The organism is Rathayibacter sp. AY1C7 (genome assembly GCF_002931865.1).
GTDB lineage: Bacteria > Actinomycetota > Actinomycetes > Actinomycetales > Microbacteriaceae > Rathayibacter.
This window is the reverse complement of record NZ_PSWB01000012.1, coordinates 28,124-49,844: the sequence shown is the minus strand read 5'-3', so window position 1 is coordinate 49,844 and position 21,721 is coordinate 28,124. Positions and strand designations below refer to the sequence as shown.

Genomic DNA, 21,721 nt, shown 5'->3' with positions numbered 1-21,721 from the left:
CACACGAACCGAGGACGGCACGTGGCGATCTCATCGAGGACGACCCGGAGCTCCGCGGCACCCGTCGTCGAGATGACCGGCATCCGCGTCTCCTTCGCCTCCGGACCCGCTCTGAAGGACGGGAACCTGCGGCTGGTGCCGGGCGAGATCCACGGGCTGATGGGCGAGAACGGCGCGGGCAAGTCCACGCTGATCAAGACGCTCACCGGCATCCACCAGCCCGACGCGGGCGAGATCCTCGTCGACGGCGTCGCCCGGCGCTTCAGCGGCCCGGCGGAGGCGAAGGCAGCGGGCATCACGGCCGTGTTCCAGGACGAGCGCCTCACCGACAACCTCAGCATCGGCGAGAACGTGATGCTCGGCCACGAGGTCCGCGGCCGCTTCGGCATCTCCTGGTCGCGCACCCACCACCGCGCGGCCGAGATGCTCGCCGAGCTGGGCCTGGAGGACCTCGATCCGCACCTGCCGCTGCGCTCGCTCTCGCCGGCGATCCGCCAGCTGGTCGCGATCAGCCGCGCGATGGTCGACCGTCCGCGCGTGCTCGTGCTCGACGAGCCCACCTCCAGCCTCGACCTCAGCGACGTGGCCCGCCTCTTCACGGTGCTGCGGAGGCTGCGCGACCAGGGCGTCGCGATCCTGTTCGTCTCGCACTTCCTCGAGCAGGTCCTCACCCTCAGCGACCGGCTGACGGTGCTCCGCGACGGCGGCACCGTCGGCGAGTACCCGGCGCACACCATGGACCGCGCGGAGCTGATCGCGAAGATGATCGGCAAGGACATCGACGCGCTGCGGCAGATCGGCTCCGACCGCCGCGAGCACCGCCGCCAGCCGGTCGGCCCGGCGATCTACCGCGCGCACGGGATCGGCCGCCGCGGCGCCGTGGGCCCGACCGATCTGGAGCTGCACCGCGGCGAGATCGTGGGCTTCGCGGGCCTGCGCGGCTCGGGGCGCACCGAGCTGGCGTCGCTGGTGAGCGGGGTCGAGAAGCCGGACACCGGCGAGGTGCTGATCGACGGCCAGCCCGCGCACATCTCCGACCCGGTGTCGGGCCTGCGCCACCGCATCGCCCACTCGAGCGAGAACCGCCGCGAGGACGGGATCATCGGCGACCTCTCCCTCCGCGAGAACCTCGTGCTGGGCCTGCAGGCTCTGCGCGGCTGGGCGCACCCGCTCTCGGCCGCCGAGACCGACACCCTGGTGCGCACCTACGTCGAGGCGCTGAACATCTCGCCGGCCGACCCGGACATCCCGGTGAAGTACCTCTCCGGAGGCAACCAGCAGAAGGTGGTCCTCGCGCGGTGGCTCGCGACCCGTCCGCGGCTGCTCGTGCTCGACGAGCCGGCGCGCGGGATCGACGTGGCATCGAAGGTCGAGATCCAGGCGCACATCGCGCAGCTCGCGAAGGAGGGGGTGACCGTCGTCTACATCTCGTCCGAGCTGGAGGAGGTGGTGCGCCTCAGCGACCGCATCGTCGTCTTCAAGGACCGCGAGAAGATCGGCGAGGTCAGCAACGGCCCCTGGCTCACCGTCGACACGATCGTCGAGATGATCGCCGCCGACCGCGACGACGACCTCGACGACGACGACTGACCTCCCCCGCCGGCCGAGCGGCCGCACCGTCCACCGGGTCTCGATGAGCCGTCCGGGCTGCTCGACCGCCAGGACCTCGGCGCGCCGGCGGGTCCCGCTCGGGCGCCGGGCCTGCGAGGATCCGGGGGTGGACGATCAGCGACCGGACGAGCTCGCGGAGCTGCAGCGGCGCGCCTACGGCCGAGGCTCCGACATCGAGCGGGACCCCGGCGCGCTCGCCCGGCTCTCCGCGCTCGAGGCCCGCGTCCGTCCCGCCCTCGGCACCGCACTGCCGGGCGCGGTGGTTCCCGCGGACTCCGGGGACGCGGCGCCGGAGGACGCGGCACCTCTCGCGGACGCCTCCGCCGACGAGGCGTCCGACCCCCTCGGCCACGTCCCGCCCCGCCGCTCCCGTCGGTGCGGCCTCCTCCTCCTCGCCGCGCTGGCCGCGACGGCCGCCGTCGCCGCGGGGGCCACCCGCCTCGCCACCGCCGAGGACGGACAGCCCGGCCGCGAGGTCGCCGTGCTGCCGCTGTCGAACGGCACCGACCTCCCCGGCTGGGAGGGACTGGGGTTCGACGGATCGGTCACCACCGAGGACTTCGGCGGGCTCACCGTCGTGCGGCAGAGCCTGCCCGCCGACACGGGGCTCACCGTCGTCCGGCAGCGCCGCTCCTCGAGCGCCGGCTCGTGCCTCTCCATCGTGCGGACCGCCGAGCCACAGGACGGCCTGTTCTTCCAGGGCTGCACGGCCGGAGCGTTCCCCGCGGTCGCGCAGTTCACCGTGACGTCGGCGGCGCCGGAGGCCCTGCGCGAGCGGTTCCCGATCGGCACGTCCCTGCGGTTCGCCCTCGAGGGCGACGAGATCCGCGTCCGATCCGACGCACCCTGACCACTCAGATCCCCGTCCGTCCGTGCGGATCGCCCACCTTCTTCGACTCGCTCGACCCGCGCTCGCGCAGGAACACGGCGAGCGCCGCCATGCTGCCCACCGCGAGGAACTCCGACTGCCAGTTCTGGAGCGTCCGGTTCCAGAAGTCGGCGGAGGAGACGTAGCCGAGCCAGTCGACGGGCGCCTCCAGGCTCGTCAGCTGCTCCTCGTTGTAGGCCACGACGCCCGTCACCGACTGCGCCGCCCAGGACAGCAGGAACACCGCCCCCATCACCAGCAGCAGCGAGTGCGAGAACAGCGCCTGCCGCAGGCCGCCGGCGGACGCCGAGGGCGGCGAGTCGTCCTCCGCGGACGCCCCCGCCTTCTGCTGCTCGTCGGTCTCGAGGCCCTCCTCGCCCACCCGCTTCGACTCGGGCGAGCCGCGCTGCACGAGCCAGACGGTCGCGCCGATGTAGAGGAAGAACTGGAGGTACTCCGACTGCCAGTTCTCGGCGACGTCGATCGCGAAGTCGGAGGAGGTGACGAAGCGCCAGTAGCCGACCTCCCGCAGCCCCTCCGCGACCTGGGTGTCGTTGTACGCGGCGAGCCCGGCGAACGACTGCCCGAGGAGAGCGAGCAGGAAGATCGCGAGGAAGAACAGCGAGAGTCCGTTCTGGCGCAGGAAGCGGCGCATCCGGCTCACCTCCCGAGGATCCCGACGGCGAAGAACCCGATCAGGCCGAGCACGATCACGGCGTAGTACAGGGCGGAGGCAGTGCGCACGTCAGCTCCCGTCCAGGACGCAGTCGAAGGGCGCGTCCGCCACCGGCGCGCAGCCGGCCGCGCGCACCAGCCAGCCGTCGTCGCCCGGAGTGAGGAACACCACGGTGCCGCCGGAGCGCACGATCGCCGCCCGGCCGTAGACCTCGGCGTCCCCTGCTCCGTCTTCCGCGATCCCGAGCTCCAGCACGCCGCCGGGGCAGTCGCCCTCCCGGTCCTCCACGGCCTCGCGGGCGGAGCCGGTGAGCAGCGCGCACGCCGCGCGGCCGTCGCCGTCGGCGAGCGCGGAGAGGAAGGCGTCGGCCGCGCGGCGGGCCGCCGTGCCGTCCGCGGAGCATCCGCAGAGCGCGAGCACGAGAGCCGCCGTCGCGGCCGTCGCGGGGACGGAGCGCGATCGAGGGAGCATCATGGCCAGGGAAGCTACTCCCGGGCCCGACCACCGGGCAGAGGGTTGCCATCGGGCCCTGCGGGCCCCGCGACCGGATCGTTACCGAAGCGCACCGCCGTGCTGTTGCGTCACAAGAATTGTTCACGGTAACATTTCGTCGTGGCGCTGCTTCGGCCGGCGCCCACTGCACATCCTGCACTCACCGCACCTCGGGCCGCTAGGCCCGCATTCGAGGCCCTTCGGGGTCCACCATCTCGGGCACTCTCTTCGTGCCCGCGATCTCAAGGAGGAGATCTATGTCCAAGACGAGGCGTATCGGCCAGTTCCTGGGTTTCGCAGCAGTCGGCGCACTCGCGTTCGGACTCGCGGGCTGCTCGGGCGGTTCCGGCACCGATTCGGGCTCCGGCTCGAGCGGTGACCTCACCACCGTCGGCTTCGTGGCCGTCGGCCCCGAGGGCGCGTGGCGCCAGGCGAACGAGACCAACATCGAGGACACGTTCACCAAGGACGCCGGCTTCGACCTGAAGTACGCACCCGCCACCAACGGAGACCAGAAGTCGCAGATCGACTCCTTCACCTCCTTCGTGGACGAGGGCGTCGACATCATCCTGCTCTCCGCCACGGAGGGCTCCGGCTGGGAGGACTCGCTCGAGCGCGCCCAGGAGGCCGAGATCCCGGTCATCCTGATCGACCGCGGCATCGAGCCGGACAACACCGACCTCTACGTGACCCGCATCGCGCCGGACAACATCGCGGTCAGCACCTCGGTCGCCGACTGGGCCAAGACCACCTTCCCGAGCGGCGCGAAGTACTTCACGCTCGAGGGCCCCGCGGGCGTCTCGGTCGTCAACGAGCGCAACGAAGGCTGGGACGAGGTCATCGGCGCCGACTCGAAGTTCACCAAGATCGGCGCGCAGACCGCGAACTGGTCCACCGAAGAGGCCAAGAGCGTCTTCGAGACCGTCCTGAAGTCGAACAACAACGACGTCCAGCTGGTCTTCGCACAGAACGACGAGATGGGCCTCGGCGCTGTCCAGGCCGTCCAGGAGGCCGGCCTCACCCCCGGCACCGACGTCAAGATCGCCACGATCGACGGCACCAAGAACGCCCTGCAGGCGCTGGCCGACGGCGAGCTGAGCTTCGTCGCCGAGTACAACCCGCTGTTCGGCGAGACCGCCCTCGACGCGGTCGAGAAGACCCTGGCCGGCGAGAAGGTCGAGTCCTCGATCGTCGTCCCGAGCGAGACCTTCGACTCGCCCGAGGCCGCCACCACCGCGCTGCCCGACCGCAAGTTCTAGTCGCTCAGCACCACCGGTCGCCCGGCGTCCTCCTCGACGCGGCACCACTCCCCCGGAGCGACCGGGGCCGGCCCACCCGCCGGCCCCGGTCGCTCCGACCCTTCGGCGCACCTGTTCGGCTGCGCCCCGCTCGAGAACGGAACGACGCGACATGACAGGTTCGCCTCCGATCGTCGAGATGAAGAACATCTCGATCAGCTTCCCCGGCGTGAAAGCCCTCGACGGCGTCGACTTCCGCCTGTTCCCGGGCGAGGTCCACACCCTCATGGGTGAGAACGGCGCCGGCAAGTCCACGCTCATCAAGGCCCTCACCGGCGTCTACCGCATCGACAGCGGAGACATCGTGATCGACGGGGAGACCCGTCGCCTGACCGGCACCGCCGACTCGCAGGCCGCGGGCATCTCCACCGTGTACCAGGAGGTCAACCTGGTCACGAACCTCTCCATCGGAGAGAACGTGATGCTCGGCTACGAGGTCCGCGGACCCTTCGGCATCAACTGGAAGGCCACGCACCAGGCCGCGAAGGTCGCGCTCGAGAAGCTCGGCCTCGGCCACCTCAACACGCGCCAGTCGCTCGCCTCGCTCTCGATCGCGATGCAGCAGCTGGTCGCGATCAGCCGCTCGACGGTGAGCGACTCCAAGGTGCTCATCCTCGACGAGCCGACCTCGAGCCTGGACGCGAACGAGGTCGAGAACCTCTTCGTCGTCATCCGCCGCCTCCGTGCGGAGGGCGTCGCGATCCTCTTCGTCTCGCACTTCCTCGACCAGGTCTACGCGATCAGCGACCGCCTGACGGTGCTGCGCAACGGCACCTTCGTCGGCGAGTACCTGACCCACGAGCTCGACCGCACCTCGCTGATCTCGAAGATGATCGGCAAGGACATCGCGGCGCTGCGCTCCCTCGACTCCGAGCGCGAGAGCCAGGACCACCTCTACCGCGACGCCCCGCTCTACACCGCGAAGGGCATCGGCAAGAAGGGCTCCATCGAGAGCACCGACCTGACGCTGCACCGCGGCGAGGTCGTCGGCTTCGCCGGGCTCCTCGGCTCCGGCCGCACCGAGCTCGCGCGCCTGATCTACGGCGTCGACAAGCCCGACACCGGCGAGATCACGATGCACGGCAAGAAGATCGACGTCCCGACGCCGACCGCCGGCCTCGCCCACAAGATCGCGTTCTCGAGCGAGAACCGCCGCGACGAGGGCATCATCCGCGACCTCTCGGTCCGCGAGAACCTCATCCTCGGCGTGCAGGCCAAGCGCGGCTGGGCCCGCCCCCTCTCCAAGAAGGAGAAGGACGAGATCGTCGGCAAGTACCTCGTCGAGCTCAACGTGCGCCCGGCCGACCCCGACCGCCCGATCAGCAAGCTCTCCGGCGGCAACCAGCAGAAGGTCCTCCTCGGCCGCTGGCTCGCCACCGCCCCCGAGATCCTCATCCTCGACGAGCCGACCCGCGGCATCGACGTCGGAGCGAAGGCCGAGATCCAGGAGAAGGTCGTCGCCCTCGCCGGCGAGGGCGTCGCCGTGGTCTTCATCTCGTCCGAGCTCGACGAGGTCGTCCGCCTCAGCGACCGCATCATCGTCCTGAAGGACCACCGCGTGATCGCGGAGATCCTCAACGGTCCCGCTGTCACTGCGGAGTCGATCGTCACTACCATCGCCGCAGAGGGAGTCGTCGACGAGGACGTCGTCGTCCTCGAGAGCGCCACGCAGGAGGCCGCATCATGAGCAGCGACACCCGACCCGCCCGGGGATCCGTCCTCGGCGGGATCATCCGCCGCCAGTACTTCTGGGGAGTCGTGGCGATCGCCCTGCTCCTCCTCGTCAACGTCGTCAAGGACCCGGGCTACCTGGCCGTCTCGGTCAGCCCCACCACCGGCTACCTCGTCGGCAACGTCATCGACATCGCCCGCGCCGCCGCTCCGATCCTGATGATCGCCGTCGGCATGTGCCTGGTCGTCGCGACCGGGGGCATCGACCTCTCGGTCGGCTCGATCATGGTCGTCGCCGGTGCCGTCTCGATGGAGTTCCTCAACTCCGCGGGAGCGCCCGACTCGCTCGGCGCGGCAGCGGGAGCCTTCGCGGTCGCCCTCCTGGTGGCCGCCGTGCTCGGAGCCGTGAACGGCGTCCTCGTCTCGGTGGTGGGCCTCCAGCCCTTCATCAGCACGCTGGTCGTGATGCTCGCGGGCCGCGGCCTGGCGAAGGTCATCACCGGCGGCCAGAACACCGCCGCCACCAACGAGCCCTTCCGCTGGCTCGCGAACGGGTACGTCTTCGGGCTCCCGGTCGTGTTCCTCCTCGCCATCGCCATCGTCGTGGTCGTCGGAGTCCTGGTGCGCCGCAGCGCCCTCGGCCTGATGATCGAGGCCATCGGCATGGACCCGAAGGCGGCCCGCCTCGCGGGCATCAACCGCCGGGGCCTGCTGATGACCGCCTACATCGGCAGCGGCATCCTCGCCGGAGTCGCGGGCGTGTTCGCCACGGCGAGCGTGATGACGGTCGACGTCTCGCGCACCGGCTACCAGCTCGAGCTCGACGCGATCCTCGCGGTCGTCATCGGCGGCACCTCGCTCGCCGGCGGCAAGTTCAACATCACCGGTGCCGCCGTGGGCGCGATCCTGATCGCCACCCTCGACAAGACCGTCGTGTTCCTCGGAGTCTCGTCCTCCGCGACGCCCGCCTTCAAGGCGATCGTCATCGTCGCGCTCTGCCTCCTGCAGTCCGAGCGCGTCCGCTCCGCCTTCAAGTCCCGTCGCGAGGCGCGCCGCAGCGTCCCGCAGAAAGAGGCGATCCCCGCATGAGTGCCGTGATGACCCGCTCCGCCCCTCCGGCGAGCACCCAGCGCACCTCCGGGGCGCGCGGCTGGCTGAGCCAGCACCTGGACAAGCTGCCCACCCTGGCCGCGCTGATCATCTTCTTCGGGATGATCATCTACGGCGAGGCCGCCTACGGCCGGATCCTGCAGGCGAGCACGATCTCGAACCTGCTGGTCAACAACGCGCACCTGATCATCCTCGCCGTGGGCCTCACCTTCGTGATCCTCACCGGCGGCATCGACCTCTCGGTCGGCGCGGTGATCGCGTTCAGCAGCGTGAGCGGCGTGCTCCTGATCAACGCCGGCTGGAACCCCTGGCTCGTGATGGTCCTGATGGTCGTGATCGGCGCCCTGTTCGGCGTGATCTCCGGCGTCCTGATCCAGTACTTCAACGTGCAGCCGTTCATCGCGACGCTCGCGATGATGTTCCTGGCCCGCGGTCTCGCCTCCATGCTGAGCACCGTCCCGGAGCGCCTCCCCGAGGACTCGGCCGTGCTGAGCCTGGCCACGCCGATCAAGCTGATCGACGGCCCGAAGGTCAACGACTTCGTCATCAGCCCCGGCGTGATCATCGCGATCCTCGTCGTGGCCGGCGCGTTCTTCGTGCTGCACCGCACCCGCCTCGGCCGCACGGTCTACGCGATGGGCGGCTCCGAGCAGTCGGCGGCCCTGATGGGCCTCCCGGTCGTGCGGACCAAGCTGTTCATCTACATCATCAGCGGCACGCTCGCCGGTCTCGCCGGTGTGGTCTACACCGCCCGCCTCGGCAGCGCGCAGAACATCACCGGCACCGGCTGGGAGCTCGACGCCATCGCGGCGACCGTCATCGGCGGCACGCTGCTCACCGGCGGCGTCGGCTTCGTGCTCGGCTCGGTGGTCGGCGCCCTGGTGCTCGGACTGATGAACGTCCTGATCACCCGCGACGGCGGCATCCCGCCGGAGGCGACCACGATCATCACCGGAGGCATCCTCCTGGTCTTCGTCCTCCTCCAGCGCGCCGTCATGGCCCGCAGCAAGACCTGACCGGGCTCCCGCCCGATCTCCCCCGGCGCCCCCTCGTCCCTCCGCGGACGAGGGGGCGCCGTCGTGTCCGAGGCGCTCCGCCGGCCTCAGGAGGCGGAGCGGCTGAGCGTCAGCGCGGCCTGCTCGCGGGTGCGGTAGCCGCACTCCTCGGCGAGGCGGGCGAAGTCGGCAGGGCCCCGCCGCCGCAGGCCGATGCGGCGCCGGAGGGTGCCCGCCCGGCGCGTCTCGATCTCCTCCGCCGGCGTGCGGCCGAGGAACGCGAAAGCCTGCGCGAGCATGCGGGGGCAGACGAGCAGCTCCCGGGCGAGCACCGCGGCGGAGAACGCCGGGTCGCGGTGGCGCGCCTCGATCACCGGGATCGCCTCCGCGTAGACCTGGTCGGCGCTCCGGGTCCGGACCCGCGGAGCGCTGTGCTCGACGATCCCCTCCATCAGCAGTTCGCTCGCCCGCCTCACGCCGGCGGCCCCGAGCACGGCCGGATCACCCTCGATCAGACTGTTGGCGAGGGCACGGGCAGGCGTCCAGACCGACTCGCGCACCGGCACGACCTCGTTGATCCGCTCGCGGACCCACCGGTGCTCGAGCACGGCGGCGTCGAAGCTCCAGGTGTACGAGAGGGTGGACCGCCGGTAGTCGATGCGTGCCGCGGTCCTCGCCTCGAGGACGAGGACGCTGTTCGGCACCGCCTCGAGCGAGCCCTCCTCGAGGATCATGTCTCCCCCGCCCTCCACGATCAGGGACACGTGCACCTCCTCGGACTCGGCAGCCCGGTCGAACGCCGGCGGACGGTCGACCCTGATCCCCCCCGGCGCCCAGACCCGCGTCACCCGGAGGCCCGGCCCGTACGCAGCATCCCAGCGGAGTCCCCGGGCGCCCGCCTGCGGCTCGTCCCACGCGCCGATGAACTCCTGCATCCGCTCCTCTGCGGCCCCCATCTCCCGCCTCCTCCGCGTCGAACGAACAGAATCCCTCATCTGTCGATCACCGCCGGACGTTCGCACGGATCTCCCAGGCCTCCGCGCCTCGCACTCGGAATCCGGCCGCACGCCGTCGCCGGACCGGGAGGACGGCCACGGGGACCGTCCCGGTCAGCGGCGCGGGGAGAGCCGCCACAGCGCGCGGCGAGCGCTCCCCTCGGAGGCGAAGCCCGCCTCCTCGGCCGCGCGCGCGAAGTCGGCCGTCGCCAGGGACCGCCCGCCGATCAGGAGCAGGAGGGTGCCCGCCCGGCGCCGCTCGAGCTCGTCGTCGGCCGTCCGCCTGAGGAAGGAGAACGCGCGAGCCAGCGTCAGCTCCGACACCAGAAGCTCGCGGGCGAGCCGGGCGGCGGTGAGGGCGGGATCGCGGTGGCGCTCCTCGATGAGGGCCATGGCCTCCCCGTAGACCTCCTCGGCGCGGGGACGTCTGCGCGGCGCGGAGCTCTCGACCAGCTCCTTCAGGAAGGCCTCGCCCGCCCGGGCGACGGCGGGCTGCTCCGCCAGAGCGGGGTCGCCGTCGAGGAGACCGTCGATCAGCGCCCGCGCCGGAGCCAGGAAGGAGTCGGCGACCGGCAGGACCTCGCCGAAGCGCTCCGTGACCCAGCGATGCTCCGGCGCCCGCTCGCCGAGCATCCAGGCGTAGATCACGGTCGAGCGGGGGAAGCACGCCCCGGTCCGCGGCTCCGCGTCGATGACCACCAGATCACCACTGCCGCACTCGAGCATCCGTCCGTCCTGTCGGATGCGTCCTCCGCCCTCGACGACCAGCAGCAGATGCGCGCCCGGCGGGCAGCGCGACTGCGGCTTCTGCTCGAGAACGCAGCCGCCGGGGATCCACAGTCTGGCGATCTCGAAGCCGGGCGAGCCCGTCCCCTCGACCCGCAGTTCAGAACGGGCCTCCACGCCGTTCCAGTGCTCGGCCATCCGCCGGTACATCTCGCCCGATCTCGACCCCATCGGGCGCCCCCTCCTCGCGGGCACGCTGACGCCTCACCACGGGAGTGATTCGCAGCCCGCGCGTGGTCCGTTTGTCACGGGACCGGTCACAGCGGACGGCGACGCTCCCACTCATCGCACCGGCGGCGCCCCGGCCGGAACGGGCGACCGAGGGGATCCCGGGTCAGGAGGGCTATCGCGACTCGGGACGGCGCCGGAGCTCACCACTCCCTCCTCACGGCAGCGCCACTTCCTCCTCACCTGCCCCCGAGCGCTTGGGCCGACCGCCCGCCCGCGGGAAGACTCCCCAGCGGTACGGCGCCCGTCGTACCTGCCGAAGCGGCCGAGCGGACGACGACCGTCCTCCGAGCAGGCCGCCGGCGAGAAGACAGACCGAGGAGCTTCACTGTGACTTCCGACAACTCTCCCGCTGAGCAGGGTCCGCTGAGGCGACGCACCGTCGTCGCCGGCGCCACCTGGTCCCTGCCCGTGATCGCCGCAGCGACGGCCACCCCGGCCGCCGCCGCCTCTGCCACGCAGACCCTCGTGTTCAGCTCCATCCCGACCATGATCGCGTGCATGCCCAACACGGCGCCGATCACGCTGACCCTCACCGGCGGCAACGTCGCGAACGTCCCTGTGCGGGTGAACACCCCGCCCGGCTTCCGCTTCGGAGGGAGCGGGACCGACACCTTCGTGACCGACGCGAACGGAGTCGCCACCATCCCCGCCGGCAGCGTCATCGCCGGCCCCTCGACAGGCTCGGCCCTCGCCTTCGGCGGCTCGGCGAAGACGAACGCCCCGTTCCCGGTCCGCCAGACCGGCGACCTGCAGTACAGCACGGGCCTCGCCACTGTTCCCGAGAACTCCGGATTCATCCACACCTCCTCGCAGGGTGTGAACGGCAACGTCTCCGTCAAGGCGAACGGCGACATCTGGCAGTACCGGCGGTCGGACGGCTGGCAGAAGCTCGGCACGGGCGCCTCCACGGAGCCCAGCACGTCCGGGCTCACGCAGCAGCCGGACGGAACCTACAACGCGCACTGGATCAAGGACGGAGTCCTCCAGTACGGCAAGGCGCTCGCGACCGTTCCGAGCAACTCCGGATTCGTCCGCACCTACGGTCAGGGCGCGGACGGGAACGTCTCCATCAAGTCGAACGGCGACGTCTGGCGGTACAACCGCCAGGCCGACGAGTGGACCCTTCTGGGCACCGGCGCCAGCACCGAGCCGAGCGCGGCCGGCATCTCCGCGAACCCGGCCGGGACCCTGAACGTCCACTGGATCAAGAACGGAGTCCTGCAGTACGGCACCGCAGCGGCCACGGTGCCGACCAACTCCGGATTCGTCCGCGTCTACGGCCTCGGCACCCGCGGCACGATCGCCGTGAAGTCGAACGGCGACATCTGGCGGTACACCCCGCAGGGCAACGTCTGGGACCTCGTCGGCACCGGAGCCAGCACCGAGCCGAGCGCCGCCGGACTGACCCAGCGGCCGGGCGGGACCTTCGAGATCCACTGGATCAAGGACGGGGTCCTGCAGTACGGCACCCGGCTCGCGACCGTTCCGGAGAACTCCGGGTTCGTCCGCACCTACGGTCAGGGAGCGGATGGGAACGTCTCCGTGAAGGCGAACGGCGACATCTGGTACTACAGCCCGGCGCAGAACACGTGGACCAAGATCGGCTCCGGTGCCAGCACCGGCCCCGATGCGGCCGGGATCACCGCCCAGGGAGACAGCGCGCTGAACCCCCACTGGATCAAGGCGAGAACCGACTGCCGCTGATCCGCGCCCGGCGGCCCTCTCCGCCCGCGTCCTGCCGGACCGCGGGCGAGGAGGGCCGCCTCCGCCCTCCCGCCGAGGACGGGCGCCTCGTCCGAGGAGGAACGCGCCACCCCGTCTCGGCGCCCCTCCCCCGGCCTAGCGTGGTCACCGCCCGCGCACCCCGTCCCCGCTGCGAAGGAGCCCGGTGACCGCTTCCGAGCAGCCGGCCGCCCCGCGCGGTCTCGTCGAGACGCTGCAGCTGAGCGGTCCCCGCGTGGAGGCGTGGCTGAGGAGCCTCGGCTGGGCGAGCGACGGAGCTCCGCCCCTGCACCTCGCCGGGGACGTGCTCGCCGTCGACGGCTTCCGGCTGAGCCGCCTCTGGCACACACCCGGCACGCTCCGGACCGACCCGCCCCTCCCCGCCCCCGACCGGGCCGAGGTCGACCTCATCGTCCCGGTCGCCGGCGAGATCGTCGTCGACGGCCCTCTCGAGACCGCTCGTCTGCGGCCCGGCGGGCTCGCCCTCCTCCGACGCGACGACTCCGCTCGGTTCCGGGCGGAGGAGGACTCCGCCTGGCTGGCGCTGAGGACCTCCTGGGGCAGGCTCGGCCTCACGAGCGCACAGTCCGGCGGGCCGTCCTGCACGCTGCTCGCCGCCGACAGCTACAGCGGCGCCTTCGTCTCCCTCGTCAACGCGACCCTCAACGCGGACCTCGCGGCGGGCGATCCCGGCTTCAGCGAGCTGCGCCGGGCGCTCGAGGCGACCGCGTCGGCCCTGATCAAGCAGAGCCTGCCGCCCGCCCGTCCGGAGGACGGACTCGAGGGCGTCCTCCTCCGCGCGATCGCCGTCATCGATGCGGAGGCGGGTGACGCGGACTTCACCGCCGGCGTTCTCGCGATGCGGCTCCGCGTCTCGCGGGCGACGCTGGACCGCGCCTTCCACCGCCGGGGCACGACCGTGGCCGCGACCCTCCGCGAGCGGCGCGTGCACCTCGCCGCGTCGCTGCTCGCCGCGAGCCCGTCGCTCTCGCCCTCGGCTCGCGCGGCCGTGGCCGAGCGGGCCGGCTTCCGGACGCTGAGGGCGATGGACCGCGCGCTGAGCCGTTCGCGCGACGTCGACCGCGGCTGATCCGACCGGACATCGGCGTACGCGTCGCTCCAGGATGCACCCGGGATTCGTCGAACCGGTTCGCCTCTCCTCTGGAGTGTCGGGAAATGATCCGGTTAGGCTCTTCACGTTGTCGTCAACATAGTGTTACCGTGAACATTGCCGCGTACGAAGCCGGCACACTCCCTCCCCTCAGCAATGGTGCCGACCCTGGAGCAAAGCGCGATGAAGCCTTTCCTGCGACCACTCGTCCTCGTGACGGCCGTGGCCCTCACCGTCCCCCTTCTGACGGCCCAGTCGGCGAGCGCAGCTCCCTCCGACAGCCTCGTCCTGCGCTACGCGCTCGACGAGACGAGCGGCACGACCGTCGCCGACAGCTCGGGCAAGGGCCGCACCGGCACGCTCGTCAACGGAGCCGCTCCTCGCGGAGCCGCGGGCGTCGCCCTCGACGGGACCGACGACTACGTCAAGCTGCCCGACGACCTGCTCGCGGGCCTGAACTCGATCACGGTCAGCACCGAGGTCCTGGTGAACGCGAACCAGGGCACGCCCTACTTCATCTGGGGCCTCGGCAACACGACGAACGGCGCCGGGAACGGCTACCTCTACACGACGGGCAACGGCTACAAGGCCTCGATCGCCACCGGCAACTGGACCACCGAGCAGACCGTCAACTCCAACGCGAACCTCGCGCGCAGCGTCTGGAAGACCCTCACCTACACGCTCGACGACGCGAGCGACACCGCACGCCTCTACCTCGACGGCACCCAGGTCGCGCAGCAGACAGGAGTGACCATCACTCCCGCCGCGATCGGCAACGGCACCACCACCGCGAACGCGATCGGCCGCTCCGTCTACACGGCGGACAAGACCCTCGCCGGCTCGGTCCGCGACTTCCGCGTCTACAGCACGGCGCTCAGCGCGGCCGACGTCGCGACCCTCCAGGCCCCGGACAGCACGCGCGTCTCCCGCGACTCCGCCGCCCTGGACCTCGGGAGCCTCTCCTCGGTCTCCGCGAACCTCACCCTCCCGACGACCGGCCCCAACGGCTCCGCCATCGCCTGGGCCTCGAGCAACTCCGCGGTCGTCTCGACCAGCGGAGTCGTCACGCCGCCCGCGACCGGGGTCGCCTCGGTCGAGCTGACCGCCACGACCACCCGCGGCTCGGCCACGGCCACCCGCACCTTCACCGCCACCGTGCCCGCCAAGGACGTGAACGCCGACGCCCAGAAGGCGCTGGACGCCCTCTCGATCGTCAACTCCGGCGACGTCCGCGGCAACGTGACGCTGCCCGCGAAGGCCGGCTCCTACGACGTCGCCTGGTCCTCCTCGAACACGGCCGTGCTCAGCACGACCGGCGTCGTGAAGCGCCGGTCCGCCGCCACGCCCGTCACACTCACCGCGACGATCGCCGGCACGACCGCGACCCGGCAGCTGCCCGTCACGGTGACCGCGGCTCCCGCGGACCTCGACACCGAGTACGACGCGGGCTACCTCTGGACCCACTTCGCCTCGACCGACTACGAGAAGATCTACTTCGGCTCCAGCACCGACGGTCTGCACTGGTCGAAGCTCAACAACGACAAGGCCGTGCTCGCCAACCTCGGCGGCACCCTCGGCGTCCGCGATCCGCACCTCGTGCGCTCCCCCACCGGCGACGAGTACTGGATCATCGGCACCGACCTGCACGCCGAGGGCACCGCTCCCGGCGGCACCTGGGACCAGACCAACGCGAGCAAGAACCTCGTCGTCTGGCGCTCGACGGACCTCGTGAACTGGAGCGATCAGAGCATCGTCTTCGCCGGCTTCCCCGACGCGGGCAACGTCTGGGCTCCCGAGGCGATCTGGGACGACGCGACCGGCCAGTACTACGTCTACTGGTCCGCCCGCGACAAGACGCTGACCGGCGGGGCCTCCGCCCAGCGCGTCTACGTCTCGACCACGCGCGACTTCGTCGGCTTCTCCACCCCGAAGGTCTGGCTGGACGAGAACCCCGCCGCCGGCGGCGGGAGCCGCGGCAGCATCATCGACACGACCATCGCGAAGGAGGGGGACACCTACTACCGCTTCTCCACCGCCGACTGGCGCACGGTCGTCGACAAGGCCCCGAGCCTCGCCGGCCCGTGGACCCGCGTGATCGGCTTCGGCGAGGAGAAGTCCCGCGGCCTCTCCGACCACCTCGAGGGCCTCACCGTCTACCAGCTGCCCGACGGCCGATGGGTCGTCATGGGCGACTCGTTCGGCTACTCCGCATACGTCACCGACACCCTCTCGGACATGCGGTTCACGGCGCTTCCTGTCGGCACCACCGGCGCGAACACGTACTCGTTCTCGAAGCCCTTCCGCCACGGCTCGGTGCTCCGCCTCTCGAGCGCCGAGGAGGCGCGCCTGACGGCCGCCTACGGCACCAGCAGCACCGGCCCCGCCGCGAAGCCGGTCAACGCGGCCGGCGAGATCCTCCGCTACACCTTCGACGGCGGCTCGGGCACCACGGTGCGCGACAGCTCGGGCAACAACCAGAACGGCACGCTGCCCTCGGGTGGCACCTGGAAGGACGGCGCCCTGCAGCTCGACGGCACCGACGACTACGTCAAGCTGCCGAACGACCTGCTCGCCGGAGTGACGGACCTCACCATCCAGTCCGACGTCTGGATCGACCCCGCGCAGGGCGGCGCCTACTTCCTCTACGGCCTGGGCAACACCACGAACGGCGCCGGCGACGGCTACCTCTTCACCTCGGGCAACAACTACCGCACCAGCATCGCGACCGGGAACTACACCACCGAGCAGACCGTCGCCGGCGGCTCGGCCCTCCCCCGCGGCACCTGGGCGCACCTGACGTACACGCTCTCCGGCACCACCGGCACGATCTACCTCGACGGAGTGAAGGTCGCCAGCGGCACCGTCACGACCGACCCGAAGGACATCGGCGGCGGCTCCACCTCGGCGAACTACATCGGGCGCTCGAACTACGACGCCGACAACCGCTTCCGCGGCCAGATCCGCGAGTTCTCGGTCTACAACCGGGCCCTCAGCGCCTCCGAGGTGCTCGCCGCCTCCGGCAACACGTCGGCCCTGGTCGACCTGTCGCTCAGCGGCGACGTCCTGAAGACGGCCCCGATCGTCGACTCGGCGAGCAGGACGGTCACCTTCCCGGTGAAGCCGGGGACCGACCTGACGAAGCTCACCCCGACCTTCTCCACCGCGGCCGGCGTCACGGCGAGCCCCGCCTCCGGCACCGTCCGCGACCTCTCCACCCCGCAGACGGTCGTGCTCACGCCCGCCGCCGGCGGCACCGCGACCACCTGGACCCTGAAGGCCGTCGTCATGAAGTCCCCGGTCCTCGCAGGCCTGAACGCCGACCCGAACATCGCGGTCTTCGGCGACACCTACTACCTGTACGCGACCTCGGACGGCTTCGCCGGCTGGGGCGGCAAGACCTTCTACGCCTGGTCCTCGAAGAACCTCATCGACTGGACCCGCTCGGAGCAGCCCTTCCTGACGCTCGACGGCGCGAACGGCAACGTGCCGTGGGCGACCGGCAACGCCTGGGCGCCGACGATCATCGAGAAGAACGGGAAGTACTACTTCTACTTCTCCGGCGAGAACTCCTCGCTGAACCGCAAGACGATCGGAGTCGCCGTCTCGGACAGCCCGATGGGCCCGTTCACGGCGCAGCCGACCGCGATGATCACCAACGGCGAGTCCGTGCGGTCCGGCCAGGCGATCGACCCCGCCGCGTTCACCGACCCGAAGACCGGCAAGAGCTACCTCTTCTGGGGCAACGGCGACCCGCTCTACGGGGAGCTGTCCGACGACATGCTCTCGATCAAGACCGGCACGATCAAGAAGATCAGCGGCCTGACCGACTTCCGCGAGGGTGCGTTCCTGAACTACCGTGACGGTCTGTACCACCTCACCTACTCGATCGACGACACCGGCTCGGAGAACTACAAGGTCGGCTACGCCACCTCGACGAGCGTCGACGGACCGTGGACCTACCGCGGCGTGGTCCTCGAGAAGGACACCTCGCAGGGCATCCTCGCCACGGGCCACAACTCGATCGTCAACGTGCCCGGCACGGACGACTGGTACATCGCCTACCACCGCTTCGCCATCCCCGGCGGAGACGGCCAGCACCGCGAGACGACGATCGACCGGGTGACCTTCGACAAGACGACCGGGCTCATGCAGAAGGTCGTCCCGACCCTCACCAGCGTCGCCGCCCAGACGATCGTCGACACCGCGCCGCTCGCAGCCTCGATCACGGGGAAGGCGACGGTGGGCAGCACGCTGACCGCCTCCGCCTCCTCCCCGTGGACGGCGACCGGCTTCCAGTGGAAGCGCGGTGGGACCGCGATCAGCGGGGCGACGGCGTCGAGCTACACGCTCACCGCCGCCGACCGCGGAGCGACGATCTCGGTGGCCGTGACCGCCGCGAAGCCGCAGTGGACGCCGGCGACGGCCTCCGCCTCCGTCGGTCCCGTGACCGACTCGGCACCCGCGATCGCCGTGACCACGACCTCCACGACGCGCTGCGCCGCCGGGAAGATCGTCGTCACCGCGACCGCCACGAACCCGAACGCCTTCGCCGCGAAGATCGTGATCGGCACGACGTGGGGCTCCAAGAGCTTCGCCGACGTCGCTCCCGGCGCCACCGTCTCGGCCGCCTTCACCACCCGGGCGACGAGCGTGACCGACGGATCCGCGACCGCCACGGCGACCGCGTTCATCAGCGGGAAGCCGGCCACGGCCTCCGCGACCGCCCCCTACTCCGCGGCCAGCTGCAGCTGATCCGCGGGCACGACCCACACCCATTGAGATCGAGCCGGCGACGACGCCGGCCGGAGAACGGAGAACACCCGACATGAACACCCGATCCCTTCTGATCCGCGGAGCCGCTGGACTGGCCGGAGGCGTCCTCCTGCTCGGAGTCGCCGGAACGGCGTTCGCCGCCGAGGTCAACTACGGCAACGACGACGTCGACATCAACGTCGAGATCGCCGACCTCCCCGGGACCGGCGCCCTCTCGATGACCGTCGCCGCGGACTCGACGACGCTGACCGAGACCGGCTCGGACAACGTCCGCCGCCAGTTCACCGGCACCCTGCCCACCGTCACGGTCACCGACACCCGTGACGCCGCGGACGTCTCCCCCGACTCCGCGTGGTACGTCATCGGCACGGCGAGCGACTTCACGTCGGCCGACGGCTCGACCATCGGCGCCGAGAACCTCGGCTGGACCCCGGACCTGGTCGACGGTGGAGACCTCGGCGAGGTCGCCGCGGGCGATGAGGTCGGCACCGCCATCGACGGCGGCGCCAACGGCGTCGGCCTGAAGGGCAAGGAGCTGCTCGCGATCGTCGCCAGCAACTCCCAGCAGGTCAACCCCGAGGGCTCCTGGAGCGCCGACGCCGACCTCTTCCTCCGCACCCCCGTGAACGTGGACGCCGGCGCGTACTCGTCCACCATCACCCTTTCGCTCTTCGAGTGACCCGTCGCGGCCGGGGGACGCACTCCCTCGGCCGCGATCCCACCACGGCCGACGCGGCCGGGCCCGCCCGCCCGGCCGCGTCGTGCTTCCCCCGTGCGACCATGAGGTTCTGATGACTGCTCCGCGCCGCTCCGCCGCTCCCCGCCGCCCGCTCCTCCCCGCGCTGCTCGCGCTGGTCGTCGCCCTCCTCGGCGCGGGCGTCGCCCCGCAGGCCGTCGCGGCCGACGGAGCGATCACCTGGGCGGTCAGCCCCTCCACCGACGGCGTCCCCGACAAGCGCGCGTGGGTCGAGCTCGAGCTCGCCCCCGGCGCGAGCGCCTCGGACGAGGCGGTCGTGCGGAACCTCAGCGACCAGCCCGTGACCTTCAGCATCACCAGCGCCGACGGCTACTTCACCGACACCGGCCGCTTCAACATGCTCAACTCGGACCAGGAGTCGGTCGACGCCGGGCTGTGGATCTCCGCCCCCGAGACCGTGACCGTCGATCCGGGCAGCAGCGGCGTGGTGCCGTTCACCGTGACGGTCCCCGACAACGCCACCCCCGGCGACCACGCCGCCGGCATCGCCGCCTCCGTGCTCTCGCAGGGCACCGAGGCGGGAGGTGCGAACGTCGGAGTGGAGAGCCGCATCGGCTTCCGCGTGATGACCCGCGTGACCGGCGAGGTGACCCCCTCCTTCTCCGTCGAGGACCTGGCCAGCGACTACCGCCTTTCTTGGAACCCGTTCCAGCCCGGCTCCCTCTCGCTCGTCGCCGACGTGGTGAACACCGGCAACGTGCGCCTGCTGCTCGACGGCACGGCGAGCGCCCAGGGCGCCACCGCCCCCGTCGTCGCGGCCGACGCGCCCCAGCAGGAGCTGCTGCCCGGCGACCGGCGCAGCGTCTCGGTGCAGCTCGACGGCATCTGGCCCCTCTTCGGGGTCGGCGCCGACCTGACCATCGCACCGACCGTCGCCGCCGCCGATCAGGAGCCGGTCGCCACCGCTCCTGTGACGGAGTCGATCACGGTCGCCGCCGTGCCGGTCCCGCAGCTGCTCGTGATCCTCGGCGTCGCCCTCATCCTCGCGGCGCTGCTCGCCGGGCGCTCGCGCTCGCGCCGCCGCATCGCCGCCCTGGTGCAGCAGGCCAAGGAGGAGGGCCTGCGCGAGGGCGCGCGCGTCTCCTCCTGAGCACCCCCTCCGCACGCTCCCTCCCCCCTCCCTGCCGCCGAGGGGCCCCGGGCCGTCGGGGGGATCCGCTACACCGGGTTCCCCCGACGGTCCAGGGTTCGCTCACCGCGCGGCCATGCGTCAGAGTGAGCGGATGACCACCACCTCCCTGGAGGCGCCGACTCGGCGTCTCGGCCTCATCGCGCTCATCGCGACCCTCGGCGGCCTCCTCTTCGGCTACGACACCGGCGTCATCAACGGCGCCCTGGAGCCGATGTCGGCCGAGCTGGGCCTCACCGCGCTGACCGAGGGGGTCGTCACCAGCTCGCTGCTCTTCGCCGCCGCGATCGGCGCGATCTCGGGCGGACGCCTCGCCGACGCCCTCGGGAGGCGGACCATGATCCGCCTGCTCGCCGTGCTCTTCCTCGTCGGCGCCCTGGTCTGCGTGGTGGCGCCGGGCTTCGGCGTGATGGTCCTCGGGCGGGCGGTCCTCGGGCTGGCCGTCGGCGGCGCCTCGGTGGTCGTGCCGATCTACCTCTCCGAGATCTCCCCCTCCGAGATCCGCGGCTCGCTCGCCGGCCGCAACGAGCTGATGATCGTGATCGGCCAGCTCGCCGCCTTCGTGGCCAACGCCGTCATCGGCACCGTCTGGGGCGAGCTGCCCGGCGTCTGGCGGATCATGCTCGCCGTCGCCGCGCTCCCCGCCGCGGCGCTCCTGCTCGGCATGACCCGGGTCCCGGAGTCGCCGCGCTGGCTGATCGCGCACGGCCGCCGCGACGAGGCGCTCGACGTGCTCACGACCATCCGGACGCCCGACCTGGCCCATGCGGAGGCGGAGACCATCGCCCGCTCGATCGGCGCGAAGGACGGCCCGAGGATCCCCCTGCTGCAGGCGCTGCGCGAGCGCTGGGCGGTGCGCATCCTGCTGGTCGGCATCGGGATCGGAGTCGCCCAGCAGCTCACCGGCATCAACTCGATCATGTACTACGGCCAGTCGGTGCTGAAGGAGGCGGGCTTCGACCACGACGGCGCGCTCGTCGCCAACATCGCACCCGGGGCGATCGCCGTGATCGGCGGCCTGATCGGGCTGCGGCTCATGCAGACGATGAACCGCCGCACGACCCTCCTGCTCGGCTACTCCCTGACCACCGCGATGCACTTCCTGATCGGCATCGCCTCCGTCGCTCTCCCCGTGGGGAACCCGGCGCGGCCGTACGTGATCCTGGTGCTGGTCGTCGCGTTCGTGGGGAGCATGCAGACGTTCCTCAACATCGTCACCTGGGTGATGCTGTCCGAGATCTTCCCGCTGCGGATCCGCGGCGTCGGCGTCGGCATCGCGATCTTCTGCCACTGGACCACGAACGCGGTGCTCGGCCTGTTCTTCCCCACCCTCGTCTCCGGCGTCGGCATCACCGGAACGTTCTTCCTGTTCGGCGCCGTCGGCCTGCTCGCGCTCGTCTTCATCTGGAAGCGCGTGCCCGAGACCCGCGGCCGCGCCCTCGAGGAGGTCGAGGCGGGCGTCGTCTCCGGCGAGCTCCTGCGCCGCTGACGCCCGC

16 protein-coding genes are annotated in these 21,721 nt (G+C 71.4%); 12 read left to right on the top strand and 4 right to left on the bottom strand.

Going from position 1 to position 21,721, the window contains the following annotated elements; all coding sequences use genetic code 11:
- Positions 1–72: 72 nt before the first annotated feature.
- Complete coding sequence (locus tag C5C69_RS08390) at positions 73–1,590, top strand: sugar ABC transporter ATP-binding protein (protein WP_104227030.1); 1,518 nt, start codon at positions 73–75, stop codon at positions 1,588–1,590.
- A gap of 127 nt (positions 1,591–1,717) precedes the next feature.
- Positions 1,718–2,461 carry a hypothetical protein gene (locus tag C5C69_RS08385; protein WP_104257731.1) on the top strand — a complete coding sequence of 248 codons (744 nt, stop codon included), beginning with the start codon at positions 1,718–1,720 and terminating at the stop codon, positions 2,459–2,461.
- A gap of 4 nt (positions 2,462–2,465) precedes the next feature.
- Here C5C69_RS08385 and C5C69_RS08380 read toward each other — a convergent pair whose 3' ends face one another.
- The gene (locus C5C69_RS08380; RefSeq protein ID WP_104257730.1) at positions 2,466–3,134 is read right to left on the bottom strand and encodes a DUF6766 family protein; all 669 of its coding nucleotides are present in this window, start codon (positions 3,132–3,134) and stop codon (positions 2,466–2,468) included.
- Between the two features lie 90 nt (positions 3,135–3,224).
- Positions 3,225–3,629 (bottom strand): hypothetical protein, encoded by a 405-nt coding sequence (locus C5C69_RS08375; protein ID WP_104257729.1) that lies wholly within the window; start codon positions 3,627–3,629, stop codon positions 3,225–3,227.
- Between the two features lie 275 nt (positions 3,630–3,904).
- On the opposite strand from C5C69_RS08375, the gene C5C69_RS08370 reads away from it, so the two are divergent.
- From C5C69_RS08370 to C5C69_RS08355, 4 genes are all read left to right on the top strand, one after another.
- Positions 3,905–4,906, top strand: a complete 1,002-nt coding sequence (locus tag C5C69_RS08370) for an ABC transporter substrate-binding protein (protein WP_104257728.1) — start codon at positions 3,905–3,907, stop codon at positions 4,904–4,906.
- 151 nt (positions 4,907–5,057) lie between these two features.
- Positions 5,058–6,632, top strand: coding sequence for a sugar ABC transporter ATP-binding protein (locus C5C69_RS08365; RefSeq protein WP_104222393.1), 1,575 nt, complete (start codon positions 5,058–5,060; stop codon positions 6,630–6,632).
- Positions 6,629–7,705, top strand: coding sequence for an ABC transporter permease (locus tag C5C69_RS08360; RefSeq protein WP_104238658.1), 1,077 nt, complete (start codon positions 6,629–6,631; stop codon positions 7,703–7,705). Before C5C69_RS08365 ends, C5C69_RS08360 begins: the two co-directional genes overlap by 4 nt.
- Positions 7,702–8,742, top strand: coding sequence for a sugar ABC transporter permease (locus tag C5C69_RS08355; protein WP_104257727.1), 1,041 nt, complete (start codon positions 7,702–7,704; stop codon positions 8,740–8,742). Before C5C69_RS08360 ends, C5C69_RS08355 begins: the two co-directional genes overlap by 4 nt.
- An 86-nt stretch (positions 8,743–8,828) precedes the next feature.
- On the opposite strand, the gene C5C69_RS08350 is transcribed toward C5C69_RS08355, so the two are convergent.
- A complete protein-coding gene (locus C5C69_RS08350) occupies positions 8,829–9,677 on the bottom strand; it encodes a hypothetical protein (protein ID WP_104257726.1) in 849 nt (282 codons plus the stop codon).
- 153 nt (positions 9,678–9,830) lie between these two features.
- On the bottom strand, positions 9,831–10,673 hold the full coding sequence (locus C5C69_RS08345; protein ID WP_146078488.1) for a hypothetical protein: 843 nt from the start codon (positions 10,671–10,673) through the stop codon (positions 9,831–9,833).
- A gap of 387 nt (positions 10,674–11,060) precedes the next feature.
- On the opposite strand from C5C69_RS08345, the gene C5C69_RS08340 reads away from it, so the two are divergent.
- From C5C69_RS08340 to C5C69_RS08315, 6 genes are all read left to right on the top strand, one after another.
- A complete protein-coding gene (locus C5C69_RS08340; RefSeq protein ID WP_104257724.1) occupies positions 11,061–12,437 on the top strand; it encodes a hypothetical protein in 1,377 nt (458 codons plus the stop codon).
- Positions 12,438–12,621: 184 nt separating this feature from the next.
- A complete protein-coding gene (locus tag C5C69_RS08335) occupies positions 12,622–13,545 on the top strand; it encodes a helix-turn-helix domain-containing protein (RefSeq protein WP_104257723.1) in 924 nt (307 codons plus the stop codon).
- 204 nt (positions 13,546–13,749) lie between these two features.
- A complete protein-coding gene (locus C5C69_RS08330; protein WP_181110587.1) occupies positions 13,750–18,318 on the top strand; it encodes a family 43 glycosylhydrolase in 4,569 nt (1,522 codons plus the stop codon).
- 73 nt (positions 18,319–18,391) lie between these two features.
- The gene (locus C5C69_RS08325; protein WP_104227017.1) at positions 18,392–19,018 is read left to right on the top strand and encodes a hypothetical protein; all 627 of its coding nucleotides are present in this window, start codon (positions 18,392–18,394) and stop codon (positions 19,016–19,018) included.
- 112 nt (positions 19,019–19,130) lie between these two features.
- Complete coding sequence (locus tag C5C69_RS08320) at positions 19,131–20,186, top strand: WxL protein peptidoglycan domain-containing protein (RefSeq protein WP_104257721.1); 1,056 nt, start codon at positions 19,131–19,133, stop codon at positions 20,184–20,186.
- Positions 20,187–20,319: 133 nt separating this feature from the next.
- Positions 20,320–21,714 (top strand): sugar porter family MFS transporter, encoded by a 1,395-nt coding sequence (locus C5C69_RS08315; protein WP_258062918.1) that lies wholly within the window; start codon positions 20,320–20,322, stop codon positions 21,712–21,714.
- The last annotated feature ends 7 nt before the right edge of the window (positions 21,715–21,721 follow it).